This window comes from Actinomadura sp. WMMA1423, from assembly GCF_006547145.1.
Lineage (GTDB): Bacteria > Actinomycetota > Actinomycetes > Streptosporangiales > Streptosporangiaceae > Spirillospora.
This window is the reverse complement of sequence record NZ_CP041244.1, coordinates 8602636-8628420: the sequence shown is the minus strand read 5'-3', so window position 1 is coordinate 8628420 and position 25785 is coordinate 8602636. Positions and strand designations below refer to the sequence as shown.

Below are 25785 nucleotides of genomic sequence, written 5' to 3'. Positions count from 1 at the left end.
CCGTGCGAAGGCCGCCGTCCCGGGACCCGGGCGGCGGCCTTCTTCGTGCGCGGGGCATTGCCGAAGCGGCAACGGGACGGGATCAAGGCGGCCGGGTCGTGCTAGGTTGCCACTGAAAATCGTTTTCATTTTCAGGAGTTGCCGTGATGCCTGTTCAGCGTGCCCGCGCCCTCGGGGCGGGCGCCGCCCTCACCCTCTCGGCGCTCGGGGCCGCCGCCTGCGGGACGTCCTCCGGCGCCGGGGCCGCGGAGCCGGTCCCGGTCGTCGCCTCGACGAACGTGTACGGGGACATCGCGCGGCGGATCGGCGGTGACCGGGTGAAGGTGACCTCGCTCATCAGCGATCCCGCGCAGGATCCGCACTCCTTCGAGGCGGGTGCGCGGACCAGGCTCGCGCTGTCCAGGGCCGGTGTGGTCATCGAGAACGGCGGCGGCTACGACGGCTTCATGGACACGCTGCTGAAGGGCTCCGGTTCCAAGGCCAGGGTGCTCAACGCCGTCCAGATCTCGGGGAGGACCGCCCCGGCGGGCGGGGAGCTGAACGAGCACGTCTGGTACGACCTCCCCACCGTCGCGCTGCTGGCCGACCGGATCTCGGCCGCGCTCGCCGCGGCCGACCCCGAGGACGCGCGGACGTTCTCCTCGAACGCCGCCTCCTTCAAGGCGAGGCTGAAGGCACTGGAGGAGAGGGTGGCGGCGGTCAGGGCCGCGCACGCGGGAGACGGCGTGGCGGTCACCGAGCCCGTCCCGGGCCACCTGCTGGAGGCGGCCGGGCTGGTCGACCGGACGCCGGAGGAGTTCGCCGAGGCGATCGAGGAGGGGGACGACGTCCCACCGCGGGCGCTGCGCGACACGCTGGCGCTGCTCACCGAGCGGAAGGTTCGGGCGCTCGTCGTGAACGTGCAGACGAGCGGCCCGCAGACCGACAAGGTCCGCGAGGCGGCGGACGAGGCGGGCGTCCCGGTGGTGCCGGTCACCGAGACCCTCCCGCCCGGCCTGGACTACACCGCCTGGATGGACGGCACCATCGCCGCGCTCCAGAAGGCGCTGTCGTGATCGCCCTGCGCGGCGCGGCCCTGTCCTACGGCGGGCGGACCCTGTGGCGCGGTTTGGACCTCGACGTGCGACCCGGCGAGTTCCTCGCCGTCGTCGGCCCCAACGGGTCGGGGAAGACGAGCCTGCTCAGGGTGCTGCTCGGGCTCCAGCGGCTGTCGTCGGGAACGGTCGCGGTGGACGGGCGCCGCCCCCGGCGGGGCAGCGGCGTCGTCGGCTACGTCCCGCAGCACCGGACCGTCCCCCCGCACACCCCGCTGCGCGCCCGCGACCTCGTGCGGCTCGGGATCGACGGCCACCGCTGGGGTCCCTGGCGCCCGCGCCGGGACGCGCGCCGCGCAGTCGACGCCGCCCTCGCCGACGTGGGCGCCGCAGCGTTCGCCGACGTCCCGCTCGGGCTCCTGTCGGGCGGCGAGCTGCAGCGCGTGCGCGTCGCGCAGGCTCTGGCCGCCGGCCCGCGCGTCCTGCTGTGCGACGAGCCGCTGGCCTCGCTGGACGCCGAGCACCAGCGCGTCGTAGCGGGGCTGGTGGACCGGAGCCGCCGCGACCACGGCACCGCCGTCGTGTTCGTCACGCACGAGATCGACCCGATCCTCCCCTTCGCCGACCGGATCCTGGACCTGAGCGCCGACCACGGTGCGCGGACGTCCCACCTGGGGACGGCATGAGTTGGCAGGAGGCGTGGCACGAGATCTTCAACTTCCAGGACTACGGGGCGCTGCTCGGGCTGGTGCGCAACTCGCTGGTCGCGGGGGCCGTGCTCGGGCTGGTCGGCGGGCTCGCCGGGACGTTCGTCGTCATGCGCGACCTCGCGTTCGCCGTGCACGGCATCAGCGAGCTGTCGTTCGCCGGTGCCGCGGCCGCCCTGCTGGCCGGGGCGAGCGTGGCGGGCGGTTCGATCGCGGGGGCGCTGGCGGCCGCCGCGCTGATCGGGGTGCTGGGCGCGAAGGCGCGCGACCGCGGGTCGGCCATCGGCGTGCTGATGCCGTTCGGGCTCGGGCTCGGCGTCCTGTTCCTCTCGCTCTACCAGGGGCGGTCGGCCAACAGGTTCGGGATCCTGACCGGCCAGATCGTCGCGATCGACACGCCGCGGCTTTCGTGGCTGCTCGCGACGTCGGCGGTCGTGCTGGCGTGCCTCGCGATCATGTGGCGGCCGCTGGCGTTCGCGAGCCTGGACCCGGACGTGGCGGCGGCGCGGGGCGTGCCGGTGCGGGCCCTGTCACCGGCCTTCCTGCTGGTGCTCGGCCTGGCGGTGGCCGTGTCCGTGCAGGTCGTGGGTGCGCTGCTGGTGCTCGCGCTGCTCTGCACGCCGGCCGCGGCGGCCGTCCGGGTCACCGCGTCGCCGGTACTGGCGCCCGTGCTGAGCTCGGTGCTCGCGACGGTGTCGGTGGTGGGCGGGATCCTGCTGTCGATCGGGTCCAGCGTCCCGATCAGCCCGTACGTCACCACGGTCTCGTTCCTGCTGTACGGGGCGTGCCGCGCGGTGGGCGCCGTCCGGACCCGGCGAGGGTGGACGGCCCCGCGCGGCACCGTCCCTACATGATCTTTTGGCGGTCGGCCGGGATTGGGCGCCGGGCGGGCGGCGCGAGCGGCCCCGCCTTCCGGACATTCCGGATCTCGGCACGCCAGGTCGTTGCCATTCGCTTACCCGGCCGTGGGCATCGCCGCAGGTAGCACGGGAATCATCTGGACTCTTGCGACGAACAGGGCGATTGGGAGGGACGCGATGTGGGACTTCGCGGGCCGGGACACCGCTATCGACCTGGGGAGCGCGACCGTGCGGATGCATGTGAAGGGCCGCGGCGTCGTCTGCCGCGAACCCTCGGTGCTCGCGCGCTCCCGGGACACGGGCCGCATCCTCGCCCTCGGCGCCCCCGCGCGGGAGATGGCCGGGCGCAACCCGGACGTCACGCTCGTCCGGCCCATCCGCGAAGGCGCGCCGACCGAGACCGACGAGGCCGAGTACCTGATGCGGCACCTGGTGCGCCGCCACCACAGGCGCCACTACACCGCGCGCCCGCGCCTGGTCGTCACCGTTCCCAGCGGGCTGACGTCCGTCCACTACCGGGCACTGCAGTTCTCCGCCTACCAGGCGGGCGCGCGGCGCCTCACGCTCGTGCCGACGCCGATCGCCGCCGCCATCGGGATGGGCATGACCTCCTCCGTCCGGCCCGACATCACGGTGATCGCCGACATCGGCGCCGACGTCACCGACATCGGCGTCATCGCGTTCGGCGGCATGGTCACCTCGCACAGCGCCCATGTCGGCGGCTCGGCGCTCGACCGCGCCATCGCCGCGCTCGTCCGGCGGGAGCACGGCATCGCGGTGTCGCTGTCGGCGGCGGAGGCGGCCAAGCTGGAGGTCGGCGCGGTGCCGCCGCTCGGCCGCCGCCCGGTGCGCCAGACCGTCGTCCACGGCCGCGACATCGCGACGGGGATGCCGCGCGGCGTCGTCCTCACCACCGCGGACGTCGCCCGCGCGATCTCCGGCCCGGTGGCGCGGATCGTGGACGCGATCGGGGCCGGGCTCGCCGGCTGCTCGCCCGAGATCTCCGGCGCCCTGCTCGGCGTCGGCATCACGCTCACCGGCGGCTGCGCCCGGCTGCCCGGCCTGGAGCGGCTCATCCAGGACCGGACGGGCCTGGCCGCGCGGGTCGGCGACGAAACCGGCGACGCGGCCGTGCTCGGCGCCGGAGAGGTGCTGCGCTCCGCCGGGACGCGCGAGCCGTCCGCCCGCGCCGCCTCGCCGCGCGCGCACCTGATGACGACCGTGGCGGACTACTGACCGGAGGCGCCCGCCCGGCGCCGGTTACACTCCCGGTGCCATGAGCGACGCACCCGACCGCGAGGGACCGGGAAGCCCGCGGCTGGAGGAGGTCTCCGAGGGGATCTTCGCCTACCTCCAGCCCGACGGCACCTGGTGGATCAACAACACCGGCTTCCTCGTGGGCGCGCGGGGGGTGACGAGCGTCGACTCCTGCTCGACCGAGCGCCGCACCCGCGCGTACCTGGAGTCGATCCGGTCGGTCACGGACCGCCCCGTCCGGACGCTGGTCAACACCCACCACCACGGCGACCACACCTTCGGCAACTACCTGTTCTCCGGCGCCACCGTCGTCGGCCACGAGAGGACGCGGGAGGACGCGCTCGCCTGGGGCGAGCCGTTCGACGAGCCGTTCTGGACGAAGGTCGACTGGGGCGGCGTCGAGATCGAGCCTCCGTTCCTCACCTACACCGACGCCGTGACGCTGTGGGTGGACGACCTGCGCTGCGAGGTCCGGCACGTCGGCACGCCCGCGCACACCACCAACGACTCGATCGTGTGGCTCCCCGATCGGCGGGTGCTGTTCTGCGGCGACCTGCTGTTCAACGGCGGCACCCCGTTCCTGATGCAGGGCTCGGTCGCGGGCGCGATCAGGGTCCTGGAGGAGGTCGTCGCGCCGCTCGGAGCGGAGACGATCGTCCCCGGGCACGGGCCCGTCGGGGGCCCCGAGCTCATCTCCCGAGGGCTCGGCTACGCGCGGTTCGTCCAGGCGACGGCCGCCGAGGCCAAGCCGGCCGGGCTGTCGCCGCTGGAGGCCGCCCGCGAGGCCGATCTCGGCCCGTACGCGGAGCTGACCGACCCTGAGCGCCTCGTCGGCAACCTGCACCGCGCCTACGCCGAGCTGGACGGGCACGCGCCGGGAGCGCCGATCGATCTGGTCGCCGCCCTGAACGACATGATCGCCTTCAACGGGGGCCGCCCGCTCACCTGCCGCGCGTAGCGCGTCAGCGCAGTTCGGCCGCGGTGACCAGGCGGATGTGGGCGGTGGCCCAGGCGCGGGCCATGCGGCGCGGGTCGTCGGCCGCGAGCGCGGCGGTGAGGTCGGTGAGGGCCCGCGCGGACGTGACGAGGCCGGCGCGCGCCAGCGTCCCGCCCGCGCGGGCGAGGCGATCCCGCACCCCCGGCGGCAGGCGCAGCAGGCCGCGGTGGGCCGCCTCGGCGCAGGCCGCGAGCGCCTCGTCCAGGGCCGCCGCCAGCGGGTCCGGCGCGGCCGCGGGCGGTGCGCCGAGGGCGGCGGTGCCCTCGCCGGGGGCCAGGTCGGGGACGACGGTGCCGCGGGCGGTCATGACGGCGAAGGGGTCGATGACGAGGCCCCCGCGGTCCCGCCGGACGGCGCCCGACACGAACCGGGGCTCCGCCTCGAGCGCCTCGGCGAGGGCGTCCAGCGCGGCGGGGCGGTGCGGGCTGTAGTCGGCGGAGACGACGGCCGTGGTCCCCGCGGCGTCGGCGACCACGGCCTCCAGCCGCTGCGCGCCCGGGTGGTAGCCGATGTCGCGGACCTCGGCGATCTCGACGGCGCGGACCAGCTCGGCCTCCACCCGGGGCCGCACGAGGCGGGGCGGCAGCGCCTCCAGCTCCCGTACGGCGGCGGCCAGGTCGCGGACGCGCAGCCGGGCGGGCAGGCTCTCCCAGGTGTCGCCCAGCGGCGTGACGGTCGTCTTCGCGATCCGCCCGGCGGCGACCCGCACGACGCGCCCGGCGCTGCGCGAGGCGCTCTCGGACACCACGTTCGCGGCGGCGAGGGACCGCAGCGGGGAGCCGAGGACGCGGCGCCCGGCGAGGTCGGCGCCGGTGAGGCGGCCGCCGTCCGGGACGTCCCAGCGCCGCTTCAGCACGAGGACGATCCCGGTGCCGGTGTGGGCGAGGTAGACGTCGGCGGTGCGGGTCCCGGGCGTGCCCCCGACGCGGCAGCCGAGGGCGGCGAGGCGGACGCGGCGCAGCGGCGTGTCCGCGGCCTCCTCCGTCCCCAGCACCTGGGAGCGGCTCCCGTGGGCGGCCGCGCGGTGCCGGGCGTGGATCTCGGCGAGCAGCTCCGCGACGCGCGCCGGGTCGTGGTCGGCGCGGCGGTCGTGGTGCGCGGACAGCTGCCCGGCCAGGTCGCCGAGCGCGGCGGCGGGCCAGTGCAGGCCGGCCGCCGCGAGGTCGCCCGCGGTGCGCTCGAGCGCCGTGGCGAGGACGGGCCCGGTGTGCGCGGCGCCGTCCAGCAGGACCTGGTCGGCGAGGTCGAGCGCGGCGTCGAGGCCGTCACCGCCGGTCCCGCCCGCCCCGGCCGGGCCGCCGACGTCGACCCGGACCTCCTCGCCGGTCAGGCCGCGCTCGTCGGCGGCGCGGAACGCCCAGACGGCGAGCACGGTGACCTCGCCGCGCACCGCCGCCGCGGCGTCGGTGTGGATGTAGCCGAGCTCGCCGGGCACCAGGAAGCGGACCGTGCAGGTCGGCAGCTCGACCTGCGCCACCGGGTCCTGCGCGGTGGGGCGGCGGATCTTCGCCGAGTAGCCCGCGCGCAGGACGCGGCGCGCGGCGGTGAGGGCGCGGCGGCCTAGGACGCCGGCGAGCGCGTCGTCGTCGAAGGCGCCGGGCGACCAGTCGGGCGACGGCTCCGGGGCCGCCGGGGCGTCCGGCTCCGCCGCGCCGCGCTGGTAGGCGAGGACGAGGCAGATCCGGTGCCGGCACGTCCCGGTCGCCGCGCAGGAGCAGTGCGCGGCCTCCAGCCCGGCCCCGGCGGGCAGCGACGCCGTGGTCCCGTCAGGGAAGGCGCCCTCGATGCCGCCGTCCGGGGAGACGGTGATCTCAGGGCCGTTGCCGGCGTCCAGGTCCTTGGCGGCGCGCTTGACCAGGCCGCGGTTGGCGAGGGCGGCGAGCGCGTCCGGGGTCAGCGCGAGCAGGTCGGCCCGGGTCACCGGCCGATCCTCTCCGCGACGAACTCGGCGAGCTGCCCCGGCGTCATCGCGCCGACGTGGGCGCCCTCGTCCGCGAGGCGCTGCGCCATCCCCCGGTCGTAGGAGGGGTTGGCGTCCTCGTCGAGCGCCGCCAGCCCGAGCACCTGCGTGCCCTCCTGGACGAGCCGCCGCACCTCCCGGACGAGCCGGTACGCGTCCCCGCCCTCGAAGAAGTCGGTGATGACCGCGACGATCGCGCGGCGCGGGTTCTCCACGAGCCCGGCCCCGTAGGCCACGGCCCGCGCGATGTCGGTCCCGCCGCCGAGCTGCACCTTCATCAGCAGCTCGGCGGGGTCGGTCACGTCGGAGGTCAGGTCGACGACGGAGGAGTCGAACGCGACGAGGTGCGTCTTCAGGCCGGGCAGCCCCCACAGGCACGCGGCGGTGACGGCGGCGTGCACGACGGAGCCGAGCATGGAGCCGGACTGGTCGACCAGCAGGATCATCTGCCACTGCTCGACGTGCCGCCGGGTCCGGGACACGAACCTCGGGTTCTCGATGTAGAGGCGGCGCTCGTCCGGCCGGTAGTGGGCGAGGTTGGCGCGGACGGTGCCGTGGAAGTCGAAGTTTCGGGAGTTCTTGACGCGGCTCGGCCGCCGCGTGCGGGTGCCGTGGAACGCCTGCCTGACCTCGGTGGCGAGCCGCTCCATCAGCTGCCGGACGACGGCCTCCACGATCCTGCGCGCGAGCGCGAGGACCTCGGGGTTCATCAGGTGCTTGGTCCGCAGGACGGCGCGCAGCAGCGACTCGTCCGGCTCGATGCGCTCCAGGACGGCCGGGTCGGTGACGATGTCGTGGATCTCGTACCGCTCCACGGCGTCGCGTTCGAGCCGCTCGATCGTCTCCTTGGGGAAGAGCCGGTGCACGGCGTCGAGCCAGTCGACGGTGGTGAGGGTGGACGGCCCCTGGCCGCCGGTGCGGTCGCCGGACCGGTCGGGCTCGCCGTCGCCTCCGCCCCCGCCGCCGCGCCGCACCCCGCGCCGGCCGAGGTCGGGGTCGCGCCCGTACAGCCAGTCGAGCGCCGCGTCCCGTTCGGCGGCCTCGCCGCCGAGGGCGCCCGTGCACTGCTCGGCGGGCGAGCCGAGGACGAGCCGCCAGCGTTCCAGGTCGGGCGGTATCACGACGCCCCCTCCTCTGCGGTGGATCCGGCGGCCAGGAGGCCCGCGGCCGCGAGGGCGCGGTCCACGCGGGCGTCCAGCGCGATCGCCTCGGCGGTGACCAGCGGCGGGGCGGGCGAGCGGAGCAGCGAGCGGGCGGATCCGCGCAGGCCCCGGCGGTCCAGCAGCCCCTGGGCGATGGCCTCGCGCTCGCGGGGCGGGAAGAACTCGAACGCCTGCCGCAGCGCGGGCAGCGCGACGAGGAAGCCGTCCTCGTCCAGCCCGCCGACCAGCTCGTCCAGGACGCCGAGGACGGCGCCGCCGGGGTCGAGCACCTCCTGCCTGGCCAGCGCGAACAGCCCCGCGAGCCAGTCGCCGAACGTCTCCGGTGCGGCCGCGCCGCGCACGGCCCTGGCCGGGTCCCCGGTGTCGCCGAGGGCGCGGGCGAGCCCGAACGCGGCGCCGCGCAGGTCGGGCGGGGCGCCGGGTTCGGCGGCGACGCGGCGGGCGACGCCGAGGGCCGCGTCCCGGTCCAGGCGCAGCGCGCCGGAGGCGTGCAGCAGCGCGTCGCGGGTCGCGGCGATCGCGCGGAGGCGGCGCAGGTCGGCGGGCGCGGGGCCGCCGCGGACGCCCTCGGCCAGCCACAGGATCCGTTCGGCGCACTCCTCGATGACCGCGCCGAACAGCGGGCTCCCGGCCGTGCCGAGGACGCGGTCGTGCCGCCACAGACCGAGGACCGATTCGAGCGCGGCGCCGAGCGCGGCGAGGTCGGAGGCGCCGGCGACGCCCGCGGCGATCGACTCGGCGATCCGGCCGGACTGGTCCGCGCAGCCGCACAGCGCCGCGTCGAACAGCACGGCGGCGAGCTCCTCCATGTCGGCGCCCGCGCCGGCGGTCCGCTCGTCCAGGGCGGCCGCGGCCGCGTCGGCCAGGGTCGGCCCGTAGGCGCCCGCCTCGATGAGCGCGGCGTGCCTGCGCCCGTCGCGGTCGGAGGCGTCCAGGACCCAGCGCTCCTCCAGCACCGGGTCGGCGCCCGTCACGGGACCGGACTCGCGGTCGGCGAGGGGGACGCGCAGGACGCGCAGGCGGTGCAGCGCCCGGCTGCGCTCCAGCCCGCGCGGGGTCGTCAGCTTCAGCACCACCGGGCCGGAGCGGTCGAGGCCGAGCCGAGCCAGCTCGGCCGCCGCCTGGCCGACGAGCGGCGGGGCCGGAGTGCCGGCGTGCAGCCGCCCGGTCCGGTCACCGCTCAGCGCGGCGACCATCTCGGCGACGGCCGGATGCGCCCCGGGCGCGAGCATGCCGCGCGAGGTCCACGGGAGCCGCTGGTCGAGGTCGTCCTTCACCAGCGCGGACACCAGGCCGTCCAGCAGGTCGGTGCGGGCGGGCGCGGGGTGGCCGCGCAGCCGGGTGAGGCCGGTCGTGAGGGTCCGGGCGGCGATCAGGTCGGCGGTCGAGACGACCTGGCCGCGGCCGCGCAGCCGGGCCGTGACCGTCTCGACGAGCGCCTCGGCGGCCGCGTCGGGGCCGTCCTCCCAGAGCCGCTGGTAGTACTCCGGCGACGGCATCCCCGACTGGTAGCCGGTGAACGCGTCGAGCCGCCGGAACGAGTACGGCACGAGGAAGCTGCCGCCGGTGGCGCCCTCGGGCGGCTCGGGCACCTCGGGCCATCCGGTGCCGCCGGACGCGGCGAGGGCTTCGAGTGCGGGCTTGTGGAAGCCGCCGGTCACCACCACCACGGGGCGGTCTCCGGCGTCGGCCTCGGCGGCCCGCACCCACTCCGCCATGTAGGCCTCGCGGGCGGTGTCGTCCTCCCCCGCCTCCGCCTCGCCCCGCAGGAGACCGAAGTACGCGTCGAGACGTTCCGCCGCGCCCTCGGCGTCGATCTCGAACAGGTGGTCCCAGAGGATGTCGGTGTTGTCGACGGCGAACTCCCGGCACAGCCGCTCGGTGACCTCGGCGTAGCGGAGCTCGGCGTCGGCGTAGCGGTTGCTGCGCCCGGCGAACGCCGGGTGCCACGCGGGCAGGTCGATGAACCGCAGCTCGGCCCCGGCGGCCCGGCCCTCGTTCAGCGCGACCCATTCCGGGGAGTAGGCGCAGAACGGCGACCAGGACGCGTGCACCCGCGCGGCGTCGCGGTAGTAGCTGAACACCGCGACGGGCGGCTCGTGGCCGAGGAGCAGCTCGCCGATCCGCCCGCCGAAGTCGGCGGGCCCCTCCACCAGCACGTACGCGGGCCGCAGCCGCCGGATCGTCTCGCGGACGAGCCGCGCGCAGGCGGGGCTGTGGTGCCGGACGCCGACGAACGTGACGGCCATCAGCCGGGCAGCAGCTTCCGGGCTGCGTGCAGCGCGCTCCACTGCTCCCCGTCGCGGCGGGGCGCCTGCTGCTCCAGGTAGCGGCGCAGCCGGGCCAGGTCCTCGGGGCTGTCCTTGGCGGCGGTGCCCGCGAGGCACTCGACGATGTCGGCGGCGCCGCCCGCCTCCCCACGCAGGAACCAGCCGCGCACCCCGACCTGGTGGGCGACCGACACCGCCTCGGCGGTGCTCATCACCGCCGACAGCCGGTCCATCGCCCGGCCCTCCGCGGTGGTGGCGTTCCGCAGCTCCCGGAACACGGTGACGAGCACCTCCAGGACGTCGCGGCGCGGCGCGACCTCGACGCCGCTGTGCTCCAGCAGGCGCCGCGCCTCCTGCTCGACCAGGTCCAGCTCGGTCGCGAAGTCGGCGATCGGGAACACGGTCTCGAAGTTGAACCGCCGCTTGAGCGCGGCGCTCATCTCGTTGACGCCGCGGTCGCGGGTGTTGGCGGTCGCGATGATGTTGAACCCGTCGCGCGCGAACACCATCGCGTCCGCGCTCTGCCCCCCGTGCGAGGGCGCCGTCCCGTTCCCCCCGGCGGCCGCTCGGGACAGCTCGGGGATCGCGAGGACGCGGTCCGACAGCGGCGAGAGCAGGGAGTCCTGCACCTCCAGCGGGCAGCGGGTGATCTCCTCGAACCGGACGACCTTGCCCTCGGCCATCCCGGTGAGCAGCGGCGCGGGCACGAGCGAGCGCGTGGAGGGACCCTCCGAGACCAGCAGCGCGTAGTTCCACGAGTACTTGATCTGGTCCTCGGTGGTGGCCGCGCCGCCCTGGATCGTCAGCGTGGAGGTGCCGCTGACCGCCGCCGCGATCAGCTCCGACAGCAGCGACTTCGCCGTGCCCGGCTCACCGACGAGCATCAGCCCCCGGCTGGTCGCCAGCGTCACCAGAGCCCGGTCGATGAGGGCGGTGTCGCCGACGAACTTGCGGCGGACGCCGAGCGCGTCGTCACCGACGATGAACCGCTGCGCGGCGGTCAGGCTCAGCGCCCAGCCGGGCGGCTTCGGGCCGGTGTCGTTCTCGCGGAGCCTCTCCAGCTCGCCGGCGAACCGGATCTCGGCCGGGGGCCGCTGGTACTCCGCCGAGCCCACGTCCTCGGACCCCTCCGAGGGATGATCTTCCATGCCCCCAACGCTAGGGGACCACTCAGACAATCTCCCCAGAGGTCCCGTCTTTCCAACCGGCTCAGGGAGTGCACCTCCGAAACCGGCCCCCAGACGGTCACGGCGTCCGGCTGACGGCACGCCCCGTGCCCGCAGCGCCTGTCAGAGCGCATCGACGGTGATCCGGAAGGCGGACCCTTGGTGACACCGTCGTCCATGCCGACGCAAACCAAGCGCAACCCGCCGTACACCGGCCGACGCCCCTGCTCCCACTGTCTCGATGAGCACCCCGGCGAGGACGAGACCGTGGGCACCCGCCTCGGCGTTGCGTGGGACCGGCGCGGGGTTGCTCGGTCGGTCAGAGGAGGGCGCCGCCGGAGACCTCGACGCGCTGGGCGGTCATCCAGCGCAGGCCCTCGGATGCCAGCGTGGCGAGGGCGTCACCGATCTCCTCGGGCTCGCCGACGCGGCCGAGCGCGGTCTGCCCGGCGAGGCCCTGGCGCATCTCGGCGTCATCCCGCATGGCACCGCCGTTGAAGTCAGTGGCGGTCGGCCCCGGGGCGATGGAGTTGACCCGGATGCCGCGGGGGCCGAGTTCTGCGGCCAGAGTGCGGCTCAGGGCCTCGACGGCGGCCTTCGAGGCGGAGTAGACCGAGGTCGCGGGACTGGTGTGGCGAGTCAACGACGACGAGACGTTGATGACGCGGGCCCCCGGCGCCAGCAGCGGCACAAGCGACTGGATGAGGAAGAACGTGCCCCGCACGTTCGTGCCGAACACCGTGTCGAAGTCGTCGGCCGTGACGGCTTCCAGCGGGCCAAAGACACCCACTCCCGCGTTGTTGACCAGGATATCGAGACGCGAACCCCCCCAACGCCCAAGCAGGCCGCTCAGTTCGGAAGTGAAGGCTCCGAAGGAGGAGACGTCACTGATGTCGAGACGCACGACGGCGGCAGTCCCCCCCGCAGCCCGCACCTGCTGCGCCGTCTCCTCGGCCCCGGCCGCATCACCGCGATGGGTGGCCACGACCCGCACCCCGCGCGCCGCAAGGGCAAGGGCCGTACTCCGACCCAGGCCACGGTTCGCGCCGGTCACCAGAGCGATCCTGTCGACTGTCATCAGCTGCTCCCTCATCGCACTGCACCTGAGAGACGGCGGGTGTCGCCCTCAGATGCGAGTCACTCGACTCGTATCTCGTCGCATCGTAGGCATCACAAAAGAGGCGAGTCAAGTGACTCGCCTCGGAGCTGGTGCATACTGCACGCATGGCAGCAGAGCTCTCCGCACATCACCGCCGCCTCGCCCAGCAAAAGCGTGAGGCGATCATCTCCGCAGCCACGGACCTCTTCCTGAACCGCGGTTACGACGGCACTTCCCTCGCCCGCATCGCCGAAGGCGCGGCAGTCTCGAAGTCCACCCTGTTCAAGCAGTTCCCCACCAAGGCAGCCCTGTTCGAGGCCATCGTCACCGAGTCCTGGCAGCGTGACGCCGGTGGCGTTGTCGCGCGACCTCAAGCCGGAGACCTGCGTTCCGGCCTGACCTCCATCGGCCACCGCTACGCCGACCTGATCGGCCGACCCGGCATGACAGCCCTGTTCCGCATCGTCATCGCCGAGCTGCCCCGCTTCCCCGAACTGGGGCGGATGCAGTTCCAGCTCGGCAAGTTGCCCTACTTCGCCTCAGTCCAGCACTACCTGGAGTCTGAGCACGAGGCCGGCAACGCCGAGGTTCCGGACGCCGAGAGCGCCGCCAACCAGTTCCTCGGAATGATCGCCAACTACGTCCTGTGGCCCCGCATGCTGCTGACCGACTGGAACCCCACAACCTCTGACATCCGCTACGCCGTCGAGCAGGCTGTGGAGACCATGCTCGCCCGCTACGCCTCCGATCGACCGACCTGAAGAGAACTTGCGGCGGACGCCGCGTGGGTGCGGTGCCCTGACCCACCCAGCGGGGTCCTCCTCTGCGCCATGCCCGTCAGGCGTTGTTCTTCAGGACCTCACGAGACTCCGGAAACCCGCCCGGCTCACAACGAGCCGAGCGCCGTCAGGATCCTTGCCGTCCCGAACCATCACCACACCGGAGGCAGAGGCGAACTCAACACAGGCATCTCCAGACTCGTTGCTACGAGAAGGCTTACGCCAGACCAATCCATTCAGCTCCATCAACCCTCGAGTCGCCATCGAAGCGGCGAGATCACGGCTGGTGGGCATGCTTGAGGGCCTCGGTGAAGCGCCTGAAGTTTGAACGACTCAGCACAAGTACCGGGCCATGAGGGTCTTTGCTGTCGCGGAGAGCGACGACACCCGGAACCGACCCCACCTCGACACAATTGGCGCCGGAGTCGTTGCTACGAGTTGCCTTGCGCCATGTTGCCCTGCTCAGGTCCATCGCTCGTCGATCACCCTTCTGATCAGCGTTCGTGTGTCCTTCACGCTCAGCGCTTCCGCTTGGAGTGTAACGAAAGCCTCGGTGACCATCCTGATCTCGTCCGCTCCCGTGGACGTCTCGCCCCCGTAAGCCTTGTCGGTGTACACGACCTGGCGCTGGTCTGGCTGAGTTGCGATGGCGAACGGCGTCCAGACACCTCGATAGTAGGCGACGGGGGCCAATTGGATGATGACTCTCTCCCGATGCGACAGCTCGGTCAAATATTCGAGCTGTTCCCGCATCGTTTCCTTTCCGCCGACCTCACGATAGAGCACGGTCTCGTCCATGACCACGGAGACAACCGGCCGGGGACTCTTCTCAAGAATCGCCTGTCTCCGCATTCTGCTTTTGAATGCCTCCTCGTCCGGCAAAAGATGGCGCGCATACGCCTCTGTCTGGAACAGACCGTAGACAACAGTTGTCTCGTAGCCTCTTAACATTACCGCCGAAGCCTCCGCTTTGGGGAAATTCACGAAAAAGGTGGGATACTTGCTCGCCTTGATCGACTCCAGGAGTTCCTCCCAAGACCCGATGATCTCTCCCCCCGCGTTGAGTGCCTTGTCCAGGCGCACCGCGAAGTCTCTGCGGCACCTCGTGCGGCCACGCTCGACATGACTGACATAGGAACGCGCAACGTTGACCAACCTTGCCAGCTCGGCTTGATTGATGCCGGTGGATTCGCGATGACGTCTGATCAACGCACCGAAACCGAGCAGCTCAGGCTCGGTCTTCCGCCCGTGGTCGCCGGTAGCAGACACGGCAGTCCCTTCCCAGTGTTGAGTGGTGCGCCACTGATCGCTAACACTTTGTGGCTAGTTCGCAGCTCACCCATTAACCTACGACGCCTTGTGGCTGGATGGTGCTGGTTCGACAACACAGGGTGATTGGGGTGTATTTCTCCGCTCATGCCGGGGATGCGTCCGAGATCACGCCATTCAGGCTGGAAGGGGACGGTCATGGCTGCGGTGGCCCTGGCTCCCGAGGTGCCGGTTCTCGTGCTCGAATCGGGCGATCAAGCACCGGCGCAGGCGCGGCTATTTCTGGTGGAGCGGTTCCGGGAACTCGGGGCCGCGGACGACTTCGTCGGGCGGCTCGTGGTCACCGAATTGGTGACCAATTCCTACAAGCACGTTGGAAGCGGGCACATCGTCGTCCGGATATTCCGGGACGAGCGGGACGGGCTCGTCGTGATCGAGGTCTGGGACGAGGGCGCCGGGCTTCCCGTCGTCCGACCCGAGGACCATGACGCGCTCGACGGGCGCGGGTTGCTGATGATGGCGCAACTCGTCCGGGAATGGGGCGTCCGGCCGCTCAACGAGAAAGGGAAGATCGTATGGGTCAAGTGTGCGCCGTGAGCGCCAAGCTGGAGCGGTGCGTCCTGTGGTGGCGCATGTGCCGTGGACGGGCGGCCGTGGTGCGGCATCTCGATCTGCTCGCGGTGGCGCTGCGGCTCAAGGGCTACCGGTCCGTCCGTCTCTACCGCCACGAGGAGTTCCCCGTGCCGTTGCCGCTGCTGTGGGTGTTCGCCTGCGGTCCCGAGGAGCACGCGGGAATGGTCGTCGGCGTCCGCTCCTCACCGGGTGGCAACCGGGGGTACTACGAGGCCGGGCGAGGGCGCGCCGGTTACCTGGCGGCCTGCGGCGACGCGGAGTTCGCCGCGGATCAGATCGACGCGCTGCTCAGGCACATGATGTTCCCGGCCGCCTGGTAGTCGCGGGGACGCCGCCAGGCGGCCGGGGCCATACCGCTGGGTCCCTAAAGGCGGGTGGCCGTCTGGATCAGCCCGGCCAGGGCCAGGGAACGGCTGTGCGGCGGCCAGGCGATCACGGTGGTGACGGTCGGCGCGTCCAGGACCGGAACGAACGCCAGGTCGCGGCGGAGATGGATCCGGGCGTTCTCCGGCAGCAGGGCCACCGCCCTGCCCAGCGCGATCAGCTGCAGGAGCTGGGCGTGGTCGTGCACCTCGGGTCCCGGACCGTCGGGGTAGCCGCCGCCGCAGTGCGGCCAGCGTGGCAGCGGAAGGTCCGCGATGTCGGCCATGCGCAGGTCCGTGCGGCCTTCGAGGGAATGCCCCTTCGGCAGGACCAGGATCTGGCCCTCGGCGCTCAACTCCTCGGTGTCGAGGCCGGTCGTCGAGTCGAACGGCCTGTGCAGCAGGCCCACGTCGGCCCGACCGTCGCGCAGCAGCCGCTCCTGCTCCCCGATCCCGCACAGCAGGACCTCGACGGCGATCGCGCCGGGCTCGGCGGCGTAGGCGTCCAGGAGTTTCGGCAGCAGTTCACTCGCCGCCCCGGCCTTGGTGACCAGCACCAGTTTCGGTTCCCCGGCGGCGGCGCGGCGGGTGCGGCGGGCGGCGGCATCGACCGCGTCGAGGGCGGCCCGGCCCTCTCTGAGCAGGACCTTTCCGGCCTCGGTGAGTTCAACCGCACGGCTGGTACGTTCGAGAAGCCGAACGCCCAGGCGGCGTTCCAGCTGCTTGATCGCCCGCGAGAGGGGCGGCTGGGCGATCCCGAGGCGCTCGGCGGCACGGCCGAAATGGAGTTCCTCGGCGACGGCGGCGAAGTACCGCAACTCCCGCGTCTCCATGCCCTCACCGTACCCGGGGATCAATACCCGTGGGGTATCGAACGCTACCCAGGCGGTGTTGGAGTGTTCTCGGCCGCACGACCAGGATTTCGGGTATGAGCGAACATACGATCACGCTGATCACCGGCGCGAACAAGGGAATCGGATACGAGATCGCGGTCGGGCTCGGCGCCCTCGGACACACCGTCGGCGTGGGGGCCAGGTCCCCGGAGCGGCTCGCGGAGGCCGTCGAGAAGCTCCGGGCCGAGGGGGTCGACGCGTTCGCGGTCCCCCTCGACGTGACCTCCGACGAGAGCGTCGCCGCCGCGGCCTCCCTGCTCTCCGACCGTTTCGGACGGCTCGACGTACTGGTCAACAACGCCGGGGTGACCGGTGGGATGCCGCAGACGCCCACGACCGTCGAACCCGCGACCATGCGAACGGTCGTGGAGACCAACGTGATCGGCGTCATCCGCGTCACCAACGCCATGCTGCCGCTGCTCAGGCGGTCCGCCGCACCGCGCATCGTGAACATGTCCAGCAGCGTCGGCTCTCTCACCCGCCAGAGTTCCCAGTCCGGCATGGAGGCCGTAGGCCCGATCTCCGCCGCCTACGCGCCCTCCAAGACGTTCCTCAACGCCGTGACCCTCCAGTACGCGAAGGAACTGCACGACACCAACATCCTGATCAACGCCGCCTGCCCCGGCTACTGCGCGACCGACCTCAACGGTTTCCGCGGCACCCGCACCGCCCAGCAGGGCGCCGCCATAGCCGTCCACCTGGCCACCCTGCCCGACGACGGCCCGACCGGCTCCTTCTTCGAAGACGCCGGCGTAGTGCCCTGGTAACTCTTTGAAACGACCTCTAAATGCGTGTTTGAGGCATTGATCCCGGTCGGTATGACATCTCTGGAAGTCCGTTCGAGCGGCACCTGATCAGGACTGACCCATCGGCCCAGGTCTGGCACCCCTTCGCACACCTATAACAAGACCGGCGGCAGATTCGTGCGCGCTGCTCACCCCATGATCGTGGACGGAGTGGGCGGCGCCGCGCCGGCCCCTGGCCTCTGATGCCCCTGGTCTACCTCAGGCCGGGCTGCCCTAGCCCATCCTCCTCAGAGAGCACGCTAGTCGCCATCGAGTCGTGACCAGCCATATATGAGCATATTCAGATCTTGTGATCGCGAATTGGGGCACTGCTGAATTAATTTACGCGAGCCGCAGGGGACATAGCTTCTCACGTTGGGATTAACGTCATATCTACTCAGGTAGACACGTATAGGCTGGTAGGGCGTCACTCTCTTGACCAGTAAATACAGGTGGCGCCCCACGTAGCGCCTTACGTCGATCGGCTGATCGAAGACGCACTTGATTCGCCAAGTGTCGTCGATACCGCGATCACATCCGATCACTTCTTTCCCGAGCTCATCATAGACGATTAGCTGCGCCTTTCCCACCCCAGGGGGCCCGGCAGCCACCTCTACCGAGCGAAGATAAGGTTGACTTACGGGGAAATCTCCCGCAACCCATCCGCGGTCTTTTAGGGTTCTGTGAACATTTTCCGAGCTGCTCGACCACAACTCGAACTCTTTAGACTCTTTAGACTCTTTAGAGGAAGGTGCCGCAGAAGGCGAAGTTTCTGCTCGCCGACCAGCGTCGGGCGAGGAACCGATCGTGAAGACGACGACAAGAACTGCCGCTATCATCACAAGAGTTGCCAGCACGCCGCTTTTGTAGTTCTTTATTTGGACTACATTTCCGGCAACAATCGAGTTATTGACCGATTGACTGCGGTCACTGCGCCGCCTTCGAACCGACAACGCCACCCCCCGCTACTGCTCTTGAGAAATATCTCCCTCAGCATTGGCCTCCGATATCTCTTGCCGTGTAGGGCCGGCCGATCTTTGGACAATATTCCTTGCGCGAACTCGACCGATCCGCTGCCAGTGTGGGCTCGACGCCTCTTCCTTGGCGTAAATCCACCCTTGAAGTATTCCACCCAAAAGAAGAACGGCCACTACTGCCGTCCAGGCGACCAGGTCGTGATTCTCTGTGAATCGGCTCGTCGCAACATTGACCACAAGCGCCACGAGCACCGTTCCAACCCCGGCGACAACATGCTTCATCGACCGAGTCATCAACACCCCTAGTACCCCAGTGTGCGCTGATCCGGCTTCACTGCACCCACGTATCAGCTTTTGGATTACGGATTGGCTCTCGCAAATAGGACGCTGGAGCAGCTCGCCTGGTTCCCTGCCACTAAAGATCACTAAGTGCAAGTTCAAGAAGGATCTTGTTAAAGGTGTTCGAGTGGCGTTTGGGGCTTGGCGGACGGCGGGGTCGCCCGCCTCGTGCCAGGCGGCGGGTCATGAGACCTATGGCGGATCAGTGGACTGTGGCCCCGCCGGTGGCGGGGGCGTTCACCGCAGCACGCAGCCATACCGACCGAGACTGACTTCTCGACCACGCCCTGAGCCTGTTCTTCAACCTTGGGCGGCGCGCCAGTTCAGGAGCCTGTCGACGTGGCGGCGTCGCAGTCCGTCGGCGGGGTGTACGGGGACGAGCAGGATGCCGCGGTGGGGTAGGGCTTGGCGGCGGGCTCGTAGGGGGATGATGTCGTCGAGCCAGGCGAAGCGGCGGCCGTCGGCGTGGCGGAGGATCGGTGCCCATTTGCGCATCTGCGGGAGTTGGGTGACCGGTAGTGGTGGGTCGTCTGGCCGGTATCGGTAGGCCGTGAGTGCTACGTAGGGGAGTTCGGGCAGGCCGAGCAGCGGGGCGATGTAGGTGTTGGCGTGTTCCTCCCAGGTGCTCGCCCAGACCAGTTCGTAGCGTTCTCCCAGTTCGGCGAGCCATTCGCGGTGATGGGGCGAGAGTCGAACCGTGAGTCGGCCGATGAGGTGATCGACGGACTCTCCGAGACGGCTGGGCCGTTCCGGGTTGAGGACGCCATCGATGTCCAGGTAGAGCATCGGCTTGGCGGATGGCCGGATGCCCGGTCGTGGGATTCCGCCGATGCCCCATGCCATGGCCAGATCATGGCATGACCTGGGCGACGGGGAACGGGGAGCGCCTGTCATCGAGGGCGCCCTGGTGCGTCTCCAAGCCACCACCTGCCCGGCGACCGCAACCCGCCGCCGGTATGGCTGTGGTGCTCGGCCACCGGCGCCGATCCCGCCGACGTCGACCAGTGGTGGTAGTCCTACCTGCGCAGATTCGACCTGGAACATACCTTCCGGCTGGCTAAGGGGCGGGGGTGGGACGGGTGAGGCTGGCCCTCAGGGCCTCGGTGAGGCGGTGGACGTCGGAGTCGGTGGTGCGCCAGTTGCTGAAGGCGGCGCGGAGCGCGGGTACCCCGTCATACGTGGTTGGGGTCAGGAACGCCTCGTCCTTCAGGTCGGCGGCGAGGTCCGCGAGTCGCTCGGCGGTGGGGTCCTCGGTCAGCGTGAAGCACACGACGTTCAGGCGGACGGGCGCCAGCAGGCGCAGTCCGGGAATCGTCTCCACGGCCTGGCCGAGGGCGTGCGCGCAGGCGATGTTCCGCTGGACGATCTCGCTGTGGCCGTCCCGCCCGTAGGCGCGCAAGGTGAACCAGGCGGCGAGGGCGCGCAGGCGACGGGAGTTCTCCGGGGTGAGGTGGACGTGGTCGGGCGTCTCGCCGAGCGGGCCGAGGTAGGCGGCGGCGTTCTGGAACACCCGGGTCTGGAGGTGGCGGTGGCGGGTGAACTGCACGGCGCTGTCGTAGGGGACGTTCAGCCATTTGTGCAGGTCGACGCAGATGGAGTCGGCGGCGCCGAGACCGGCGACCAGGTCCGCGTGGTCCGGTGACAGCGCCGCGAAGGCGCCGAAGGCGGCGTCGACGTGGAGCCAGAACTCGTGGCGTTCCCGCAGCGCGGCGATGGCGCGGAGATCGTCGAAGTCGACGGTGTTCACCGTGCCGGCGTTGGCGACCACGATCACCGGGCCGCCGGCCTCGGCCAACGCCCGCTCCAGCGCGGCGGGATCGACCGCCTCGCGGCCGGGCAGCACCGGCACCTGGATCAGGGAGGCGCGGCCGAGGCCGAGGAAGGAAAGGGCCTTGCCGATGCTCGAGTGCGGACTTCCGGACAGGACGCGCACCCGCCCCAGCGCCGCCGTGCCCTCCTCCGCCACGGTGACGCCCATGCGTTCGCCGAGCCACTCGCGGGCGATGGCCAGGCCCACCGTGTTGGACATGGTCGCGCCGCTGACGAACGCCCCGTGGTGGTCGGCGCCGATACCGAACAGCTCGCGCAGCCAGCCGACCGTCCGGCGTTCGAGTTCCGGGCCCGCCCCGTCGAGCGCCGACGTGGGGTTCTGGTCGGCGGCGGCGGTCAGCCAGTCGCCCGCCAGCGCGGCGGGCGTGGCGCCGCCGGTGACGAACCCCAGGTAGCGGGGGCCCGCGCTGGCCGACAGCAGCGGCGCCCATTCGCGGGTGAACTCCGTGAGCGCCGCCGCCAGCCCGGTTCCCTCTTCGGGGAGCGGCCTGGGGGCGGGCAGGTGCAGCGGCGGGATGACCGGCTGCTCGTGCAGGCGGTCGAGGATGTCGTTCGCGCTTTGGCCGACCGTCCGCAGGAGGTCCGGGAGCTGGGCGAGGTCGTCGGCGAGGCGTGGGTGCATGAGCGGAACGGTATCCAGCGCGGGAGCCGAGGTCGTGGTCCAATTCTGGCAAACTGGACCAATGCGTACCTCCGACAGCCAGCTGGCCGCGGCGCTGGGCGGATGGCGAAGGCCGGGCGTGGCGCTGGCGCGAGCGCTGGCCGACGCGGTCGGCGACGCCGCCCTCGACGGCCGGTTGCGGGTCGGTTCCCCGCTTCCCGCCGAACGCCGCACCGCCACCGCGCTCGGCGTGAGCAGGGGCACGGTGACCGCCGCGCTGGACCTCCTCCGCGCCGAGGGCTGGATCGACACGCGCCGCGGCAGCGCGAGCACCCTGCGGCTCCCGCCGGAGGCGGCGGCGCGCATCGCGCCGTCCTCGGCCGTCGGGGAAGACGGCGCCATCGACCTGACAAGCGCGGTTCCGGCCGCGCCCCATACGGCTTACCAGCAGGCATTGCTGAGAGCGACCGAACGCTCCGGCCCGGTGCTGGCCGAAAGCGGGGAGACCGGCCCAGGCCTACCGGAGCTGCGCTCGTTGATCGCGGACCGCTGTACGGCCGAAGGGCTCGCCACGCGGCCCGAGCAGATATTGATCACCTCGGGAGCGCGCGCTGCCCTGGCCCTGCTGACCGCGCACCTGCGTCCCCGGGCCGCGGCCGTGGAGATCCCCACCTATCCCGCCGCGCTGGCCGGGTTCCGGGCCGCCGGCACCCGCCTGGCCGGCTGCCGGGTCACCACGGACGGCTGGGACCTGGACCAGCTGGACGACGCGTTCCGGGCCGCGGCGGGCGGGCTCGCCTACCTGGTCCCCGACTTCCAGAACCCGACCGGCGCGCTCATGCCGGTCGCCGTCCGGCGCACCGTGGCCCGGCTGGCCGGACGGCACGGGGTGACCGTGGTGGCGGACGAGACCATGCGCGACCTCGATCTGCGCGCGGCACCGTCGCCGCTCGAGCGGATACCCCGCGCCGTCCTCGTCGGATCCGCGGCCAAGACGGTCTGGGCGGGCCTACGGGTCGGCTGGATCCGCGGAACGGCCGCGCTGATCGGCGAACTGGCCCGCCATCCCCTGTGCGAGCCGCTGTCCGCGGCGCCGACGCAGCAGATGGTCGCCGCCGAACTCCTCCGCGACCCCGCGCCGGTCCTGGACCACCGGCGGGCGGTCCTGCGGCAGCAGCGCGACCACCTGAGCGGGCTGCTGGGCGGGGACGACCGCTGGCGCTTCACGGTCCCTCCCGGAGGGCTCGCACTCTGGTTGCGCCTGACCGCCGTGCGATCCGACGTCGTCACAGCGGAGGCCCGCGAGTACGGGCTCGAACTCTCCCCCGGGCCGGCGTTCGCGGCCGACGCGACCTGCTCCCGCCACCTGCGCCTGCCCTACACCTCGCCGATCACCACCCTGGACCGCGTCGCCGCCGTTATGGACGGCGCCTGCGGCGGCAAAGGCCCGCAGGCCCCGCGTCCGGGGGCGCGCCCGTGAGCCTCAGGGGCGCTCACTTCTCGGCCTTCTCCGCGAGCGCGGTCAGGTCGGACAGGATCTCGGACGCCGTGACGGGATGCAGCTCGCCGAACCTCAGCGGGGTGCCCCTGCTGGGCCAGAAGTCGTTCGGCTCCAGGGCGAGCCACACGTAGTCGAGGACCTGGTGGTCGCCGGTGGCGTCCAGCATGCCGACCGCGAAACCGGGGTCGAGGTCGATGACGACGTACCGGTCGTCGGCGACGCGGCGGGAGATCCACCGCTCGACCCCGGCGTCCAGCGGCGCGCCGCGCTCCCAGCCCCGCTTCACCAGCCCGAGGACGTCGCCGAAGGGCAGCTTGAGGCCCTCGAACCGCTCCAGCCGCCCACTGCCGCGCTCCTGCTCGGTCAGCGCGAAGACCGGGCGGGCGAGCTGCGGGAACGGCTGCGTGATCTCGTAGTCGGCGAACACCTCCGACCACGCCTGCACCGCGTCGCCGAGGTCCAGCGGGTGGGCGATGCCGACGCGGGCCGAGTCGGGGAGGGTGAACGCGTCGTCGTCGGCGCCGGCGAGCGTCCGGTCCTCGGCGATGCGGAACGCGGCGGTCGTGCCGCCGTCCTCCGCGAGCCAGACCAGGCGGCGGGCGACGTGCCAGACGAGCGGGTGCCGGACGAGGTACTCGCCGAACTCGGCGGGCGTCCAGCGGCGCCGCGTCACCATCGCCTCCTCCAGCCTGCGGATCTGCTCCGAGGCGACGGTCCGGACGTCCTTCTTGAGCCCCGCGAACGCCTTGTGGGCGGCGGGCGCGAATTCCGGGTCGTCCTTGGCGCCGGGCTTGGGGAGGGACTTGCGGCGCTTCCCGTCCTCGTCCGCGACGAACGGCTTGAGCTGCTCGTCGAACCGGACGAGGAAGCGGCGCGGCCCGTAGTCGAGCGTCATGCCCCCGTCGGCGTCGAGGCCGAAGTCGGGGACGAGCCGGTCCGCGAGCTGGTCGGTGGTCAGGCCGAGCCGCTCGGCGACCTGCCGGATCCGCTCCTGCGCCTCGTACTGGAGGCCCTTGAACTTCACTTTCTGGGCGATGCCGTGCAGGTGCATCAGCGCCACGTCGGTGCCGATCTCGGCGAGGACTCCGAGGCCGGTGACGGCGTTCCTGTGCCCGCCCTCCCCCGGCCACGCCCGGATGACCGGCGTGAGGCGCCGGACGGTCTCGTCGTCGCCGGTGCGGCCGAGCTGCCGCAGGGCCCAGGCGTCCTTGGACGGCTTGCCGGCGTCGAGCCACTGCCGGAACAGCGCCCAACCGAACTCGGCCACCGAGCCCGGCGCGCACGCCTCCTCCAGCTCGTCCATCCCGTGGGGCGTCGGGAGGGTGAGCAGCTCGATCAGGCGGCCGACCGCGTCCAGGGGAAGGGCGCGGTCGCGGCCGCGCAGCGGCACCTGCGGGAGCGGCGCCGGATCCGCCCAGGCGCCGATCTTGACAGGCTGGTCGAGGCCCGTCTCCGCCGGGGGCAGCGTCAGCAGCTCCCCGATCGCGTCCGCGGCCTCGTCGCCGTGGACGGCGCGGGCGGCGGCCACGACCGCGTCGAGGCCGTGCGCGTCCCGCAGGTGGCGCAGAGCGGTCTCGGCGTTCCGCCAGTCCGTGGCCTTCTTGCCGAGCGCCGCCGGGACCAGGAAGGGCACCGCGTCCAGCCCGTGGCGGCCGAACCACTCGCGGGCCGGATCGAGGAGCGCGCCGCGCTTGGCGAGCCCCTCCGCCATCAGCATCGCCACGCGGACGTCCAGGTAGGGCATCAGCGGGCCGGAGGAGTAGCCCGGGTTCGCCTTGGACATCCGGATGGCGACCGGCAGGGCGTCCATCCCGTACCGGGCCGCGAGGGGCCGCGTCCACGAGTGGGCCCACCGGACGCCGTGGCCCTTCCAGTCGGGCAGGAGCGGCCGGATCAGATCCTCCGGCCCGTGCACCATCAGCTGCACGGCGCCGGTCCGGTGGTTTCCCGTCTTGTAGCCCTCGACGAGCGCCTCCCAGTCGGCGCTGTCCGGCTCCGCGATGGCCGGGTCGGAGCCGAGCCACTCCTGCCGTTCGCCGTCCAGCCACGCGAGCCGCGGCTCGGGGACGGCGAGGCCGGTCAGGACGGGGCGGCGCGGACGCAGCCAGGGCGGGTCGGCGAGCACGGCCGGCAGCTCGTCCGGCGCCGCCGCCGGCAGCCGGCCGGACCCGTCGGTGACGCGCCGGACCGCGGCGGCGACGTCGTCCGGCAGGCCGGGCAGCGCGGAGGCGACCAGGTCGGTGTGGGCCTCGACATGAGTCGCGAGGATGTCGTCGGCTCCCGCGCGGGCGAGCAGCCGCAGCGCCCGCATGGGGAACCGGCGGGCGGCCTCTCCGAGGGCGGCCCGGACGTGCTTGCGGTCGAGCCGGTCGAGGAGGGCCTGGAACGCCTCGTCCGTCGGCAGGATCGCGACCGTCTCGAAGATGCGCTTGCGGTCGTCGGACTCCAGCCCGTGGCCGTCCGCCTGGGCGAGCAGGAAGGGCAGGACGCCGGGGCCGATCCCCTCGGCCATGGTGGCCAGGAGCCCCCGGGTCGCCTGGCCCCAGTACAGGCCGCGCGCCGGGAACGGTGTGGCGAGCTGCTCGGGCTTACCGAGCGCCGACATCACCATCCACAGCAGGTCGTGGCGGCGTGCCGGGGGCAGCGGGGCGGCGCAGCACTCGTCGACCCAGTCCTGCCGCGTGGGGACGAGGTACGACACCAGCCACCGCGCGGACCAGCCGGTCCTGCGGGCGGCGAGCCGCTCGACGGCGTCCGCGTACTCGGCCTCGGGCGCGGCGGCCAGCAGGCCGCGGACGCGGCGCGCCTCCTCCTGCGCGAGCTTGAACGTGTGCTCGTCCGCCACGTGCTGGGCGCCGATCCGGGTACCGCGCCAGTTGCCGCCGCCCATGCGGGCCGGCTCCGTCCGGCTCAACTCGACCAGCGCGCACGCCGCGAACGCCGCGCCGTGCTCGGCCGCCCATGCGTCGACGAACGCCCGGCGGGCCTTGTCCTTGCGGTCGAAGCCGGGCACGGCCATCACGGTGACGGCCGCGACGGCCGCCGCCCCGGCCGGGTCGGGCCGCCCGTCCAGGTATCGCCGCGCCGCCTCGATCAGCGCGGGCTCCCCGGCGCCGCCCTCCCGCAGCGCCTCGACCGCCCCGCCGGTCTCCTCGACGAAGCTCCGGACGGCGTCCGCCGCCGAACGGTCCGGCTTGATCCTCGGACCGGGCGCGCCGCCGCGCCGCGGGTGCAGCGAACGCCGCCACGCCTCCGGGATCACCAGGTCGTCCTCACCGGGGAGCTGATCTTCCATGGCGCCCA

At 72.4% G+C, this 25785-nt stretch carries 22 protein-coding genes; 10 read left to right on the top strand and 12 right to left on the bottom strand.

Annotated elements, in window-relative coordinates; genetic code table 11:
- Positions 1-146 precede the first annotated feature (146 nt).
- The 5 genes from FKD65_RS39735 to FKD65_RS39715 all read left to right on the top strand — a co-directional run bounded on the left by FKD65_RS39735 (position 147) and on the right by FKD65_RS39715 (position 4816).
- Positions 147-1055, top strand: coding sequence for a metal ABC transporter solute-binding protein, Zn/Mn family (locus tag FKD65_RS39735; protein ID WP_141584663.1), 909 nt, complete (start codon positions 147-149; stop codon positions 1053-1055).
- Positions 1052-1720: a metal ABC transporter ATP-binding protein gene (locus tag FKD65_RS39730; RefSeq protein ID WP_141584661.1), complete on the top strand. Its 669-nt coding sequence runs from the start codon at positions 1052-1054 to the stop codon at positions 1718-1720. Before FKD65_RS39735 ends, FKD65_RS39730 begins: the two co-directional genes overlap by 4 nt.
- A complete protein-coding gene (locus FKD65_RS39725) occupies positions 1717-2595 on the top strand; it encodes a metal ABC transporter permease (protein WP_141584659.1) in 879 nt (292 codons plus the stop codon). Before FKD65_RS39730 ends, FKD65_RS39725 begins: the two co-directional genes overlap by 4 nt.
- A 183-nt stretch (positions 2596-2778) precedes the next feature.
- Positions 2779-3837, top strand: a complete 1059-nt coding sequence (locus tag FKD65_RS39720; RefSeq protein ID WP_141584657.1) for a rod shape-determining protein — start codon at positions 2779-2781, stop codon at positions 3835-3837.
- Between the two features lie 40 nt (positions 3838-3877).
- Positions 3878-4816, top strand: a complete 939-nt coding sequence (locus FKD65_RS39715; RefSeq protein WP_141584655.1) for an MBL fold metallo-hydrolase — start codon at positions 3878-3880, stop codon at positions 4814-4816.
- A 4-nt stretch (positions 4817-4820) separates the two neighbouring features.
- Here FKD65_RS39715 and FKD65_RS39710 read toward each other — a convergent pair whose 3' ends face one another.
- The 5 genes from FKD65_RS39710 to FKD65_RS39690 form a co-directional block, all read right to left on the bottom strand.
- On the bottom strand, positions 4821-6776 hold the full coding sequence (locus FKD65_RS39710) for a hypothetical protein (RefSeq protein ID WP_141584651.1): 1956 nt from the start codon (positions 6774-6776) through the stop codon (positions 4821-4823).
- A complete protein-coding gene (locus tag FKD65_RS39705; RefSeq protein ID WP_141584649.1) occupies positions 6773-7936 on the bottom strand; it encodes a VWA domain-containing protein in 1164 nt (387 codons plus the stop codon). Before FKD65_RS39705 ends, FKD65_RS39710 begins: the two co-directional genes overlap by 4 nt.
- Complete coding sequence (locus FKD65_RS39700; protein WP_205718425.1) at positions 7933-10269, bottom strand: DUF5682 family protein; 2337 nt, start codon at positions 10267-10269, stop codon at positions 7933-7935. The genes FKD65_RS39705 and FKD65_RS39700 overlap by 4 nt, the downstream gene beginning before the upstream one ends.
- On the bottom strand, positions 10227-11396 hold the full coding sequence (locus FKD65_RS39695; protein ID WP_141584648.1) for an AAA family ATPase: 1170 nt from the start codon (positions 11394-11396) through the stop codon (positions 10227-10229). The genes FKD65_RS39700 and FKD65_RS39695 overlap by 43 nt, the downstream gene beginning before the upstream one ends.
- Positions 11397-11733: 337 nt before the next feature.
- Positions 11734-12492, bottom strand: a complete 759-nt coding sequence (locus FKD65_RS39690) for an SDR family NAD(P)-dependent oxidoreductase (protein WP_141584646.1) — start codon at positions 12490-12492, stop codon at positions 11734-11736.
- Between the two features lie 146 nt (positions 12493-12638).
- On the opposite strand from FKD65_RS39690, the gene FKD65_RS39685 reads away from it, so the two are divergent.
- Positions 12639-13274, top strand: coding sequence for a TetR/AcrR family transcriptional regulator (locus FKD65_RS39685; protein ID WP_141584643.1), 636 nt, complete (start codon positions 12639-12641; stop codon positions 13272-13274).
- Between the two features lie 90 nt (positions 13275-13364).
- On the opposite strand, the gene FKD65_RS39680 is transcribed toward FKD65_RS39685, so the two are convergent.
- Genes FKD65_RS39680 through FKD65_RS39670 form a run of 3 tightly spaced genes read right to left on the bottom strand, consistent with a single transcriptional unit; the run spans position 13365 to position 14561 of the window.
- On the bottom strand, positions 13365-13538 hold the full coding sequence (locus FKD65_RS39680; RefSeq protein ID WP_141587375.1) for a DUF397 domain-containing protein: 174 nt from the start codon (positions 13536-13538) through the stop codon (positions 13365-13367).
- A gap of 31 nt (positions 13539-13569) precedes the next feature.
- Positions 13570-13764 (bottom strand): DUF397 domain-containing protein, encoded by a 195-nt coding sequence (locus tag FKD65_RS39675; protein ID WP_141584641.1) that lies wholly within the window; start codon positions 13762-13764, stop codon positions 13570-13572.
- Positions 13755-14561 (bottom strand): helix-turn-helix transcriptional regulator, encoded by an 807-nt coding sequence (locus tag FKD65_RS39670; protein WP_141584639.1) that lies wholly within the window; start codon positions 14559-14561, stop codon positions 13755-13757. The genes FKD65_RS39675 and FKD65_RS39670 overlap by 10 nt, the downstream gene beginning before the upstream one ends.
- 198 nt (positions 14562-14759) lie before the next feature.
- Between FKD65_RS39670 and FKD65_RS39665 the strand changes: the two genes are divergently transcribed.
- On the top strand, positions 14760-15158 hold the full coding sequence (locus tag FKD65_RS39665; RefSeq protein ID WP_168221329.1) for an ATP-binding protein: 399 nt from the start codon (positions 14760-14762) through the stop codon (positions 15156-15158).
- Positions 15155-15514, top strand: a complete 360-nt coding sequence (locus FKD65_RS39660; RefSeq protein ID WP_141584635.1) for a hypothetical protein — start codon at positions 15155-15157, stop codon at positions 15512-15514. The genes FKD65_RS39665 and FKD65_RS39660 overlap by 4 nt, the downstream gene beginning before the upstream one ends.
- A gap of 44 nt (positions 15515-15558) precedes the next feature.
- Here the strand turns inward: FKD65_RS39660 and FKD65_RS39655 are convergent, their stop codons facing one another.
- Positions 15559-16389: a LysR family transcriptional regulator gene (locus FKD65_RS39655; protein WP_141584631.1), complete on the bottom strand. Its 831-nt coding sequence runs from the start codon at positions 16387-16389 to the stop codon at positions 15559-15561.
- Between the two features lie 95 nt (positions 16390-16484).
- Here FKD65_RS39655 and FKD65_RS39650 point away from each other — a divergent pair, with 95 nt between their 5' ends.
- Positions 16485-17216, top strand: a complete 732-nt coding sequence (locus tag FKD65_RS39650; protein WP_141584629.1) for an SDR family oxidoreductase — start codon at positions 16485-16487, stop codon at positions 17214-17216.
- Positions 17217-18850: 1634 nt separating this feature from the next.
- Here the strand turns inward: FKD65_RS39650 and FKD65_RS39645 are convergent.
- Both FKD65_RS39645 and FKD65_RS39640 read right to left on the bottom strand, forming a co-directional pair.
- On the bottom strand, positions 18851-19393 hold the full coding sequence (locus FKD65_RS39645) for an HAD domain-containing protein (RefSeq protein ID WP_141584627.1): 543 nt from the start codon (positions 19391-19393) through the stop codon (positions 18851-18853).
- Between the two features lie 214 nt (positions 19394-19607).
- The gene (locus tag FKD65_RS39640) at positions 19608-21002 is read right to left on the bottom strand and encodes a pyridoxal-dependent decarboxylase (protein WP_141584625.1); all 1395 of its coding nucleotides are present in this window, start codon (positions 21000-21002) and stop codon (positions 19608-19610) included.
- 61 nt (positions 21003-21063) lie between these two features.
- Between FKD65_RS39640 and FKD65_RS39635 the strand changes: the two genes are divergently transcribed.
- On the top strand, positions 21064-22461 hold the full coding sequence (locus FKD65_RS39635; protein WP_141584622.1) for a PLP-dependent aminotransferase family protein: 1398 nt from the start codon (positions 21064-21066) through the stop codon (positions 22459-22461).
- Between the two features lie 13 nt (positions 22462-22474).
- Here the strand turns inward: FKD65_RS39635 and FKD65_RS39630 are convergent, their stop codons facing one another.
- Complete coding sequence (locus FKD65_RS39630; RefSeq protein ID WP_141584620.1) at positions 22475-25777, bottom strand: DUF4132 domain-containing protein; 3303 nt, start codon at positions 25775-25777, stop codon at positions 22475-22477.
- Positions 25778-25785: the final 8 nt, after the last annotated feature.